Origin of the sequence: Mycobacterium sp. SMC-21 (assembly GCF_045310825.1) — a bacterium.
Lineage (GTDB): Bacteria > Actinomycetota > Actinomycetes > Mycobacteriales > Mycobacteriaceae > Mycobacterium.
The window spans coordinates 245,606-257,836 of record NZ_JBJIAO010000003.1; the positions used below are offsets into that span (position 1 = coordinate 245,606).

The 12,231-nt window shown below is 70.5% G+C and carries 8 protein-coding genes and 1 pseudogene; 2 read left to right on the forward strand and 7 right to left on the reverse strand.

Annotated features, from left to right (window positions below; all coding sequences use genetic code 11):
• The first annotated feature begins 44 nt into the window (after positions 1-44).
• Positions 45-350 (forward strand): protein UsfY, encoded by a 306-nt coding sequence (gene usfY / locus ACJH6H_RS04945; protein WP_212806976.1) that lies wholly within the window; start codon positions 45-47, stop codon positions 348-350.
• 11 nt (positions 351-361) lie between these two features.
• Here usfY and ACJH6H_RS04950 read toward each other — a convergent pair whose 3' ends face one another.
• Together ACJH6H_RS04950 and ACJH6H_RS04955 are read right to left on the reverse strand one after the other, a co-directional pair.
• Complete coding sequence (locus tag ACJH6H_RS04950; RefSeq protein ID WP_225433725.1) at positions 362-691, reverse strand: GNAT family N-acetyltransferase; 330 nt, start codon at positions 689-691, stop codon at positions 362-364.
• Positions 692-709: 18 nt separating this feature from the next.
• Positions 710-1,675, reverse strand: a pseudogene (locus ACJH6H_RS04955) (pirin family protein); the annotation flags it as partial.
• Positions 1,676-1,758: 83 nt separating this feature from the next.
• Here ACJH6H_RS04955 and ACJH6H_RS04960 point away from each other — a divergent pair.
• Positions 1,759-2,229 (forward strand): carboxymuconolactone decarboxylase family protein, encoded by a 471-nt coding sequence (locus ACJH6H_RS04960; protein WP_212806974.1) that lies wholly within the window; start codon positions 1,759-1,761, stop codon positions 2,227-2,229.
• Here the strand turns inward: ACJH6H_RS04960 and recD are convergent.
• The 5 genes from recD to ACJH6H_RS04985 form a co-directional block, all read right to left on the reverse strand.
• Positions 2,226-3,932: an exodeoxyribonuclease V subunit alpha gene (gene recD / locus ACJH6H_RS04965; protein ID WP_371824581.1), complete on the reverse strand. Its 1,707-nt coding sequence runs from the start codon at positions 3,930-3,932 to the stop codon at positions 2,226-2,228. The genes ACJH6H_RS04960 and recD overlap by 4 nt on opposite strands.
• Before the next feature lie 41 nt (positions 3,933-3,973).
• The gene (locus tag ACJH6H_RS04970) at positions 3,974-7,282 is read right to left on the reverse strand and encodes a UvrD-helicase domain-containing protein (RefSeq protein WP_212806972.1); all 3,309 of its coding nucleotides are present in this window, start codon (positions 7,280-7,282) and stop codon (positions 3,974-3,976) included.
• Positions 7,282-10,572 carry an exodeoxyribonuclease V subunit gamma gene (gene recC / locus ACJH6H_RS04975; protein ID WP_212806971.1) on the reverse strand — a complete coding sequence of 1,097 codons (3,291 nt, stop codon included), beginning with the start codon at positions 10,570-10,572 and terminating at the stop codon, positions 7,282-7,284. The genes ACJH6H_RS04970 and recC overlap by 1 nt, the downstream gene beginning before the upstream one ends.
• A gap of 47 nt (positions 10,573-10,619) precedes the next feature.
• On the reverse strand, positions 10,620-11,318 hold the full coding sequence (locus ACJH6H_RS04980; protein ID WP_212806970.1) for a crotonase/enoyl-CoA hydratase family protein: 699 nt from the start codon (positions 11,316-11,318) through the stop codon (positions 10,620-10,622).
• Positions 11,319-11,393: 75 nt separating this feature from the next.
• Entirely contained in the window at positions 11,394-12,230 is an 837-nt protein-coding gene (locus ACJH6H_RS04985; protein ID WP_212806969.1) for a hypothetical protein, read from the reverse strand.
• Position 12,231: the final 1 nt, after the last annotated feature.

Sequence of the window (12,231 nt, forward strand, 5' to 3'; positions counted from 1 at the left end):
TCGGGCGTAGCCTGAGGGCATCTTCGGCAAGGAGGGAGATGCGAATGAAGGGCGCACACCATGATCCGGTGGATCATTCCCGAACCACCCAGCCGCATGCCGGTGAATCCTTCATCGACACGTTGTGGCTGCCTGGCCTGGGCCTGATCGCACTGGGCATCGTCACCATCGCCGGCTTCGTCTTCGCAACCGCGTTCGGTCACACGGGGCTCGAGCTACCGCTCGGCCTCATCGCCGGCGCGCTGGTCACCGCGGGAGCGCTCGTCATCACGTTCGAGCACCTGCGGGTCAAGCGAGTCGAGGAACGGTGGCTGGCCGAACATCCCGAACGGCGTCTGCACGCGGGCTGATCGGCTGAGGCCTAGCGCGGCAGCAGCCGCAGAATCTCCGGCGTCCGCGGATCGAGGATGTCGTCGAAGTCGTGGTGCTTCTCGACGTACGCCTTGACCATCGGGCAGATCGCCACGATGCGCTTGCCCTGCTGCCGCGTGGTCGCCAGCGCCTGAGCGATCAGGACGCTGGCCAGCCCGCGCCCGCCGAACGCCGGATCGATCTCGGTGTGGTAGAAAACCCGCTGCTCGCCGTGCTCGATGAAAGCCGTCAGCCCCACGGGCTTTCCGTCGACCGCGATGCTGAATCGGTCGGCTTCCTGGGTCACCTCGACAGGTTCGCCGTTCTTGTCGGTGAGCATCACTCGGGCCTTTCCTCCGGTGGGTGGTTTCCGCGGGACCAGACGGGTGGTCGGTAGCGGGGGAGCGGGCAGCCGCGCCGGCTCACCCTGATAACCGAGGACTTCACCGAACTGTTCCGACTCGGCCTGCCATTGATTGCGGTATTCGACGATCTCGTCGTGCGTGCGTCCGACGAAGTTCCACCACATCAGCAGTTCTTCGGTGAACGGCGTGCCGCCGAGAATGACGGCCCGAGCCGGTTCGGTTCCGGTGTTGGCGAGGGTCAGACGCGTGGATCCGACGCCCTGATAGGCCATTTCGTACGGCTGGACCGGCGTATCGGCGACGGTCAGCGCGCCCTGGTCGAGCAGCACGGCGTGCTCGAAGGTGGGGTCGACGTCGAACTCGACGGTGGTGCCGGCGGGCAGATCGACCTGCGCACCGAGCAGCGGCGTATGCGTGTGCACCGGTGACCGCTGTCCGGCCAGCGTCCCCAGGAACACCGACACCGTGGCGCCGCCGAAGGAAACCGGCTGTGGCGCATAGTGGTCGAAGTTTCGGGGACCGTGGCGGGCGGCGTCGGGCAGTGCGACCCACAGCTGGACGCCGTGCAGGATCGTCGTCGCCGGCGTGGAGACCTCGGAGTGACAGATGCCGGCGCCGGCCGTCATCAGGTTCAGCTCACCGGGCCGCACCATCTCGTGGATGCCATGCGAATCGCGGTGCTCGATCTCGCCGCTGAACAACCAGCTGACCGTCTGCAGACCCGTGTGCGGGTGCGGCGGAACATCCATCCCGGCCTTGACGCGCACGTCTTCCGGGCCGTAGTGGTCGGCGAAACACCACGCGCCGACCAGCGAGCGGTCGCGCTGCGGCAAGGTGCGACGGACCATCATGGCCCGCGGCCCGCCCAGCGGCACCTCACGCGGCTCCAGAATCTCGATGCGGTTGGGAGGCCCGGCGGCACAGTCGTATTCGACGGGGTCTGCCTCAAGATTGCTCACGATTCGCCTTCCCGGCTGCGTACCATCGTCGCGTTCGCTCAGACCATACCCGCGCCGTCCTGGCCACAACCTGAAAGTAGGCAATGGACACCACCGAACCGGGCCCTGCGCACGTGCACATCGACAAGCAGTCGCCCCACGCCTACCGGACGTTGGTGGCGGTCGCGACCGCGGTCACGAAGACCGCTGCCGAGGCCGGGTTGTCGCCGGCGCTGGTGGAGCTGATCAACACCCGCGTCTCCCTGATCAACGGCTGCCCGTCGTGCCTGGAGATCCATCACCGCCGCGCGGTCAAGGCCGGTGTCACCGACAAACAGCTGGCGACGCTGCGCGCCTGGCGGGACACCGAGCTGTTCTCCGAGCACGAACGCGCCGCGCTACGGCTCGCCGAGATCACCACGACGCTGCCCGACCACGACACCGCCGAGCGCGAATACGCAAGGGCGCGAGCGGTACTGAACGACGACGAGATTTCCGCGGTGATCTGGGTGGCCACCGCGATCAACGCCTTCAACCGGGTGTCGATCCTGAGCCGGCACCCGGTGCGGCCCTAGGTACCGGCCCGCAGCCGGTCCCGCAGGCCCGACGCGCGCAGCGCCTGCCGCTGCACCGCGGCCCGCACCTCGTCGGCCGACCCGACGATGCGCACCTTCTTCTTCGCGCGCGTGACCGCGGTGTAGAACAGCTCGCGGGTCAGCAACCGGGAGTCGGCCGGCGGCAGGATCACCGTCACCTCGTCGGCCTGCGAGCCCTGGCTCTTGTGGATGGTCAACGCGTACATGGTCTCGACATCGGCGATCCGGCTCGGCGAGAACCGTTGCGTCGCAGTCGCACCCGCGACGTACACCTGGACACCGTCCGGGCCCGCGGCGACCAGGCCGGTGTCGCCGTTGTAGATGCCCAGCGCGTAGTCGTTGGCGGTGACGAGCAGCGGGCGGCCGGGGTACCACGGCGACCAGGTGGCCTGTCCGGTCTCGTCGGTGATCCAGCGCTCCACCTGACGATTCCAGTGCCGCACGCCGTAGGGCCCGTCGCGGTGCGCGCACAGCAGGCGGTGTTCGTCCATGGCCGTGAGGCCGTCGGCCCCGGCGCCCAGCAGCGCGCAGGCACGTACCTTCAGCGCGTGGCCCACCAGAACGGGTCGCAGCGCCGCGGCCGGCTCGGGATCCTCGATGAACTCGATGGCCGCATCACCGGCCCGCAGGAGTGTGAGTACCTCGTCGGCGTCACCGGACCGGATCGCTTCGGCCAGCCCGCCGATCGACGCCCCGAACCGGTGTGTGGTGTGCAGCGCCGCGATGCGGATGGACGGGTGGTCGGTGAGGCCGTCGACCAGATCGGCCAGCACGGCACCCGCCTGCACCGAGGTCAACTGGTCGGGGTCGCCGACCAGCAGCAGCCGGGTGTCGGGGCGAACAGCCTCGAGCAACCGGGCCATGAGCGTCAGGGACACCATCGACGTCTCGTCGACGACGACGACGTCGTGCGGCAACCGGTTGCCGCGATGGTGCTTGAACCGCGATGCGCTGTCGGGCCGCCCGCCGAGCAACCGGTGCAGGGTGACGGCCCGCAGCCCGCTGAGCCGTTCCCGGTCCGCCGAGTCGAGTTTGGCCACCTCGGCCGAGACGGCCTCCTGCAGCCGGGCGGCAGCCTTTCCGGTGGGCGCCGCGAGCGCGATCCGCAGCCGCCCCGGGTGCGCGGCCTGCGCCAGCAGTGCGAGCAACCGGGCCACGGTCGTCGTCTTGCCGGTCCCGGGGCCACCGGTCAGCACCGTCACCGGCTGCGTCAGCGCCAGTTGTGCGGCGGCCCGCTGTTCGGCGTAACCCGGTGGCGGGAAGAGCCGTTCGAGTTCGGTGTCGTCGACCGACCGCGACGGTTGCGCCGACAGTGCCAGCAGGTCGGTGCACACCTGCTGTTCTTCGCGCCAGTAACGGTCCAGGTACAGCAACCGCGCGTGGTCCAGCCGGATGGCCTTGCCCGTCAACGGACTATCCGCGACGGCGGCGATCAGCTCGCCGGGTGCCGGCCAGGGCAGGTCACCGCCGATGTCGTCGGCGACGGTGGTGAGGTCGACGCACACCGAGCCTTCCCGCAGCGCCCGGATCGCCAGCCCGACCGCGAGGGCGACGACATCGCGCGTCTCCTCGGCCAGCGCGCAACACCGCTGGGCCACATGCACATCGGCGGCGTTCAGCACGCCGGCGGCGTTGAAGGTCGCCAGCAGCCCGGTGGCCGCGGGCACCTGCCGCCAGTCCATGGGGTCGGGCAGCCGGTCCGGTGTTGCCTCCAGTGGTGCCGTCATGCTGCCGTCCCTCGGTCCAACAGGTCGGAAAGCCGGCTCACCAGCTCGACCGGCGGCTGCCAGCTGAACACGCCGCACGGGTGACCGTCGACCACGGGGGTCGCCGGGCCGCACATGCCCCGGACGAACAGATAGGCCACGCCGCCCAGATGCCGGGCGGGCTCGTAGCCGGGCAGCCGCCACCGCAGGAACCGATGCAGCACAACCGAATACAGCAATGCCTGCAACGGGTAGTCGGAATGCATCATGGCCTCGGCGAGCCGCGGCGCCGTGTAGTCCGCCGCGGTGTTCTCGGTGCCGAAGTCGCCCAGCCGGTTGGTCTTGTAGTCCACCACCAGGTACTTGTGGCCGCTCTCGCCCGGAACCCGCAGCACCGCGTCGATCGAACCCGACAGGTAGCCGTGCAGCCGCTGGTGTCCCAACGGTTCGGCCTGCAGTCGCGCGCCGTAGGCCGACAGCGGATCCGAGGCCGGCAGCAGCTCGCTCACCAGCAAGCCGACGTCGCCGAGCCGGATGTCCCGCGCGGCGTCGGGCCGGTCCTGGCCGCCGCCCAGCGGCATCTCGAAATCCAGTTCCCGCAACCGGTCCCGCAGCCCGATCTGCCGCAGCGTCAGGCCCGGCGCCAGCGGGCCGAGCGGGGTGTCGTGCATCGGCACCAGCGCCGAAGCCAGTTCAGCGGTGGGCACTTCGACGTTCCACAACCCGGCCTGCTCGTCGATCCGGGCCGCGAGTTCGGCCGTCAGATCTCCGGACAGCGGGTCGGCACGTTCCAGCACGGCGTGCACCAACGAGCCGAAGGCGGCGCCCGCGGGCAGCTGCGCCATGGGCGACGGCACGTTGCCGGACAGTGGCGGTGGGGCCTCGGGCACGACGTCGGCGGATTCGTCGTCCCGCAGCGCGCTGTCCGGTTCGCTGGTCACTGCCTGCCCGTCGTCGTGGACGACGCGCACCAGCGCCGAGTACGACGTCCGTCGCCAAGAGGTGTCGATGCTGCGGTGGAAATGCCGCACGTCCAGGTCCACCGGTGCCTCCGGTGCCGGCGGCGTCATCGGGGTGACGGGCTCGGCCGCCTCGACCACCGGACCGCCCGCGTGCTCCCACGCGGTGAAACATGCCAGCGCGTCGTCGTCGGAAAGTGTCTGCGGGACAACGCAGTCCGGCACCGCGGTGGCGCCGGGCCGGCGGCCCCGCAGCAGCCGCGAGAGGCCACCGTTCTGTTCGTCCCGCGACGGTGCCCACCATGCCACCACCTGTGACTGTGCGCGGGTGAGCGCGACATAGGTCAGCCGGACGTTGTCACCGGCGGTCTCGGCCAGGCCCGCCTGCTCGGCCGCGGCCCGGTCGGTGGCCCCGGCACCGCCGACGTGCAGGCACCGTGTGCCGTCGGTGTCGTGGAACCGCAACACCGTGTCGGCCTTGACGAACCGGTTGAACCCGAACGGCAGATACACGACGGGGAACTGCAGCCCCTTGCTGCGCCACACCGTCATGATCTGCACCGCGGCGGCGTCGCTGTCCAACCGGCGGTTGCGTTCGGCCGGGCCGCCGCGGTCCTTGATCTGGCGGCGCAACCAATCCCGCAGGGCCGGCAGGTGATAACGCTCGCGATGGGCGGTCTCGTGCAGGAGCTGGCTGACATGCGCCAGGTCGGTCATGTGCCGCTCGCCGCCCCGATGCCCGAGTACCCGCTCGGGCAGACCCAGCGACACCACCGCCTCGAACACCGCCGCGATGCCCCGGTCCCGGGCGAGGCCGGCCCACTGCCGGATGGTGGTGGTGATCTGGTCGGTCAGCTCGTCGCCGCCGGCGGCGAGATCGGCCGCGCGGTGGCCGAAGAACATGGTGGTCGCGGCGGCCCGCACCACACCGCTGCGGTTGGGGGTGTCGAAGGCATCGAGCAGCCGCAGCCACTCGGCCGCCGCGGTCGAGGCGAACACGTCGGTGTCGCCCGAGTACACCACCGGAATACCCAAGTCCAGCAGCGCATCCCGGCAGGGGACGGCGTCCAGGCCACTGTCGACGATCACCGCGATGTCGCCGGCCGTCAGCGGCCGGCCGTCGAACTGCGCGCCACTGGCCAGCAGCACCGAGATGTCGGCGGCGAGATCCTTGGCGATGTACGGCCGCAACTGGCCGATCGGCACCATGCGGCGCTGCGGCGTCCCGAACTCCGTGCGCGCGACGACCCGCAGCCGGAACGGGTCGTTGTGCGGTGCTCCCGTGAGCCGATGACATTCGGTGCGGGCCTCGACGGGGTGCACCACGATGTCGTTGTCGCCGAGCGCCGCACCCTTGAGCACGGTCTGCAGCCGGTCCACCAGAACCTTGTCACTGCGCCAGTTCTCGGCCAGCGTCAGCCGCTGGTCGGCACTGCGCGCGGCATCCAGGTAGGTGACGATGTCACCGCCGCGGAACGCGTAGATGGCCTGCTTCGGGTCGCCGATCAGCACCACGGCGCTGTGCCCGACGAAGGCCCGCGAGATCACCTGCCACTGCACCGGGTCGGTGTCCTGGAACTCGTCGACCATGACGATCGGCCAGCGCCGGCGCATCCGCTCGCGCGCCGGTGCGTCGGGCTCCTCCAGCGCGGTGGCGAGCCGGCTCAGCAGGTCGTCGAAGCTCAGTACCCCCAGCCGGCGCTTGCGGCGTTCGAGCTCCTCGAGCACCGCCCGCGCGAACGAGAGGCGTTGCGCGGCAACGCTGTCCGGGTCGGCGGTCTCGGGTCGCAGCTGCGCGCCGGGATCGCCGACGACGCGCTTGGCCAGATCGAGCGCATCGGCGAAGCTCAGCGCGGGCTCGTCGCGCTGGTCTCCGTAGGTCGTGAGGTACAGGTCGGAGACGATCTCGCCGACCAGATCGTCGAGGCTCTCCACCAACTGCGCGCCCGAATCGGTGTCGCCGGCGATGCCGAGGGAACGCAGCACCAGCCCACAGAACTCGTGCGTGGTGGCGATGGTCGCGGCGTCGAAATCCGACAGCGCGTCGCGCAGCCGGGCCCGGCGCAGCACCAGTTCGTCGGGCGCGACGTCCGCCAGGTGACGGATCAGGTCGTCGTCGTCCCCGGACGGATCACCCAGGGCGGCAACGGTCCTCACCAACTGCGCCCGCACCCGTTCGCGCAGTTCGCGGGTGGCCGCCCGGCTGAAGGTGATCAGCAGCATCTGGTCCAGCGTCGCGGCACCCTCGGCGACATACCGCGTCACCAGACCGGCGAGGGCATAGGTCTTTCCGGTGCCGGCGCTGGCCTCCAGCACCGTCGTCGTCGCCGGTTCCGGCAGCGGGCCGAGCAGATCGAACGCGTCCATCAGACCCGCCGTTCCGCGTCGAGCAGCGGCTGCCACAGCCGGGCCGCGTAGGCGCCCAGGCGCGTGGTCTCGCCGCGGACGGCGAGCTCGTCGGGTCGCGGCGGGTCGAGCAACACGTGCAACGGCGCGGCCGGCCCCCAGACCTCCACGTATTCGGCACCGTCCTTCTCGAACCGCCATTCCGACTCGGCGCCCCGCTCCGGTACCGGGTCGTCGAACAGCCGCGCCCGCGCCCACTCCAGCGACGTCTTCAACGGCAGGGGTAGCGGTTCGCGGCGGCCCGCGTCGTAGATCGCGACCAGGTCCCGCAGCACCGAAAGCGGTTGCTCCGGAGGCCGATACCCCATGGCGTGCACGCCGCCCCGTGGGCCGCGGCCGATGCAGTACGCCTCCCATTCGCGTTCCGGCGCACCTGCCGCCAGCGCCACCAGGGTGACCCAGGCCTGCAGCCGGTGCTTGGCGCCCAGCTTCGAATAGGTGACCGTCACGGTGCGGTCCTGCCACACCGGCGCGACGGTGCCGGTGAGCCTGCGGCCCTGGCCCAGGTCGACGTCGATGTCCAGCGCACTCGCCTCGCCGCGTTGCAGCGTCCGGGCGGCGGTTGCCAGTTCGAGGGCCTCACCGCGGATTTCGTTGGCCTGCCGCCAGCCGAGCCGGCCCGGGGGCAGCGTGCCGCGCCGCCACTCGGCGCCGATGACGAAGTCCGGGTCGCGGCCGATCTTCAGGTCGTCGAGCATGCGTTCCCCGACCGCCCACTTGCCGAGGCCGTCGATGGCGACCGGGATGGCATCGGACAATTCGTCGGCGTCCCACGGCAGCGTGTAGTCCAGTGCCCGGAAGAACCCCTTCACCGGGTTCGCGAAGAACCGCAACAGTTCGGCGAGTTCGACGTCACCGCAGGGCGATTCGTCCAGCGGGCCGTCGATGAGCCGCGGCTTCGGCCGGCGCTCGCCCAGGACGGCCCTGGCCCCGCGCAACGCCGCCGGGTCGTAGGTGAACGGCCGGTCGGGTACCAGCTCGTCACAGGCGACGGTGCGGATGTCGAAGGGCTGCAACGGGTGGTCGGCCACGATGCGGTCCCGGACGGGTTCGGTCGTGGTCCGGTCCAGCGCGTCGAGCAGCTCCTGTACCGGGACCGCGGGCGGCCGGTGCTCGCCGGAGTGTTCGTCGGTGCCGGTGTAGGTGACGACCAGGGTGTCGGTGGCCGCGCAGATCGCATCGAGCAGCAACTGCCGGTCTTCCGAACGGATGTCGCGTTCACCGGTGAGCGGGCGACGGGCCAGGACGTCGTCACCGTCGGCGATGTTGGTGCGCGGAAAGACGCCGTCGTCGAGCCCGACGAGGCACACCACGCGATGCGGCACCGAGCGCATCGGGACCATGGTGCACACCGTCAGTGTGCCGGTGCGGAAGTTGGCGCGGGTCGGGCGGCCGGCCAGCTGCCGGCGCAGCAGGGACCGGATATCGGGCAGCCGCAGCGTCGTGCCGGACCGAGAACCCGCGTGGGTCAACACTTTCGCGAGTTCACGGTCGAGTTGCGCCTGCTGCCACTGCTCGTCGGGGCCGACGCGGGTGAGCTGCGCGACGCCGTCGCGCAGGATCTCCACCCAGCTGTCCAGGGGCTGCGCGCCGGTGAGCCGGTCGACGACACCGCACAACCGCTGGACGTATTCGGCCAACCGGCCGGCCAGTTCCACGCGGTTCGAGTCGACGTCGTCGAGCGGCAACGCGGTACCGAGCCAGCCCTGCGAATCGTCGGACATCGCGGCGCCGACGAGCAGTCGGTCGACCCCGAACTGCCAGGTGTTCTGCGGGTATCGCTGCAGCGCGTACGGGGTGCGGTGCGCCGCGTCGAAACCCCACCGAATGCCCGCCGCGCCAACCCATTCGGTGAGGTCCACGAGGTCGTCGTCGCCCCACGCGAAGCGCCGGCGCACCGGCTCGCTGTGCGCCAGGCTCAGCACCGCACTGGCGGTGGCCCGGCCGTCGGCGATGTCGAGCAGCTCGGCCAGCACCCCGAGCAGGGGATTGGTCTGGGTCAGCGCGCGGTCGGCCAACCGGACCCGCAGGCTCTGGGCCGGGTGGCCGAGGTCGGCATGCTCGCCCGCCCCGAACGCCGCGGTGATCAGCGGCGCATAGGTTTCGATGTCGGGGCACATGACCAGGATGTCGCGCGGCTGCAGGGTCTCGTCGTCGTCGAGCAGGCCCAGCAGCACATCACGCAGGACATCGATCTGCCGGGCCGCGCCGTGGCAGCGATGGATCTGCACGGACCGGTCGCCCTTGGCCAGCCGGCGCCCGCCGGGCCGCACCTCGTCGGCCGAGATGTCGGACTGCAGCCGGCCCAGCAGCGTGTCCGGGAATCCGCTGCGGGGGTGGAACCGATCGGACTGCGCGGCTGGCAGGCCGCGTTGCAGCTCCCGCAGATCGCGGCCCAGGGTCTGCAGCAGGGGGTGGCCTACCCGCAACCGGCTGCTGTCCTGGCGCCGGAGCTCCTGCCCGCGCAGATCGGACAGCGCCTGCCACAACGGGTCGCTGGGGTGCGGCAGCCACAGGTGCAGATCGTGGTGGGTCGCCAAGGCCCCGAGCAGTTCGAGATCTGCCGCGGGCAACCGGGTGTGCCCGAACAAAGACAGCCGCGGGGGTAGCTCGGACGGCGAATCGACCAGCCGGGCAATGGTTTTCGCCTGCCGCACCGGGGGCGGGTCGGCAGCGACACGTTCGGCGGTCGCGCGCCACAGGTGCGGTTGCCACCGCAGGTCGTCGTCCAGCCGGCCGCCCGCGCCGTCGGACTCGCCGCCCGTCAGCCAGTCGGCGAGCATCGCCGGCCGGGCTTTGGCGTAGGTGTCGAACAGGCCCGCCAGCCGCCGGGCCACCGCGTACCGACGGCCCTGCCGCAACTGGGTCTCCTCGGGATTGCCCAGCGCGGTGTAGCCGAGGTGCGCGGCCAGGGTGCCCGCCCAGGGGTGGTTTGCGCCCAGCTCGTCGAGCACCTCCAGCAGCGGCCACACCAGGGCGTCGGGCTCCCACGGGTTGTCGTCGGCCGTCCCCGTGATCTCCGCGAGAAGCGATGCGGGGGAGCGGAATTCGATACCCGCACACACACCGTCGTTCGCCGTGCCGCGGCCGAGCGCATGGGACAGCTGCTGGCTGAGCCAGCGCTCCATACCGCGGGCGGACACCAGCACCAGCTCGGAGGCGAACGGATCCGCCGGCGGTTCGGCGAGCAGTGCACCCAGCCCGGCGGCCAGCGCGCCGGTGTCTTCGGCTCGGTGCAGGTGTAGCGCCATCGGACCACCCTAGGTCGGCGTACCGACAGCTTTGTCGATGTGTGGCGTTACCCGGCGAACTCGGCGGCCAGACCGTCGATGCCGGCCTGGATCGCGGCCAGTCCGCCGGCGCGGGCCTTGAGCTTGCTGGCCAGGTGATGCTTGGGGTGCAGCGTCGCGGCGAATCCCGCGGCCACCTCCTGGGCGCGGCTCAGCACGTGCTCCTGGTCGACGATCTCGTCCACCCAGCCGGCCGCCCGGGCTTCCTCGCCGGTGAACGTGGCGGCCAGGCCGACCGCCCGCTGGAAGGCCGAATTGGTCAGTCGCAGCCGGAGGATTTCGATGCAGGACTGCGGCACCGTCATGCCGATGGCCACCTCGTTGGCCTGGCACCGCATCGTGGCCGAGCCGACCCGATGGTCACCCGAGCACAGCAGGAACGAGCCGCCGGCGATCGCGTGTCCGGTCGCGGCGATCACCACGGGGACGGGGAAGCGCAGCAGCCGGGCGTCGAGTTCGATGCCGCCGCGCAGCATGGCGAACCCGGCCGCCGCGTCACCCGAGCCGAAGATCGCGAGGTCGAACCCGGCACTCAGGACCCGGTTGTTGCCGGCGATGACGACGGCCTTGACATCGTCCGACTGCTCGGCCTGATCCAGCGCGGCGTTGATGTTCTCCTGCATCGTCGGGCTCAGGACGTTGACCTTGCCGTCGTCCAGCGTGATCGTGGCAACCGCATCGGTCACGGAGTAGGTGACGGTGCTCATCGGCTCTCCCTCGGTCGGTTCCCGGGCCGGGAACAGGTGTGAGCCGATGCTAGACGTGCCTTCGGAGGCGTCCTGTCAGTGGACGGCGTTGCGGTGCCGGCCCTTGGGGCCGTCGTCGAACCACTGGATTTCCAGTTCCGTGGTCTCGTCGGAAGCGCGGCTGCGCCACCGGTCCTGCGTCTCGCGGACCGCCCGGTTCATCCGGTCGATCTCGGCGCGGAAGACGTCGGGCTGCGTCTCCTTGGAGGCGTAGTGGAAGTACGTCAGCACGCTGCGCAGCAGTTCGAGCTTCTGCTTCTCGCGCTTGGCGAGGTCGTGCGTCGTCATCAGCTCCAGCCGCTGCACCGGCTGCAGCGCCGCCCAGTCGAGCACCGCCTTCGACTCGAACTCGCGGGGCTTGCGCCCGAAGCGGGACTTCTTGCCCTGCACGGGCGCCGGCGCGTCGTAGTAGGTCAGCGTCCCCTCGAATCGCGACCGGATGGACCCACCCAGCTCCTCGCGGCTGATCGCCGAGTCCCAGATGGTTCGCCACTCCTGCCCCGGAGCCAGGACCGAGAGTTCGCTGGGCAGTCGCAGCTCGGTGACATCGAGTTCGCCGTCATGGTCGGAATCCTCGTAGATGGCGACCGTCGGGTGGTGCGTGAAATCGAACGAGATGTTGTGCGCCGCGGTCTGCCCGAAGTTGCGGACCACGAGCTCGATCAGATGCCAGTCCGACGCGTGCGGCTCCATGAACATGGTCACCTGCGGGCGCACCTGATCCTGCTTGAGCTGGCGATTCTTGGACAGCTGGCGGTTCACCACGATCAGTACGACGATGCCGAACGCCAGTGCGGCCCACGCCGCGATGGCCAGCCAGCTGCCTGATCCCAGGCCTGTCAGGTCGTCCCAGCGTTGAGATATCCAGTCCACC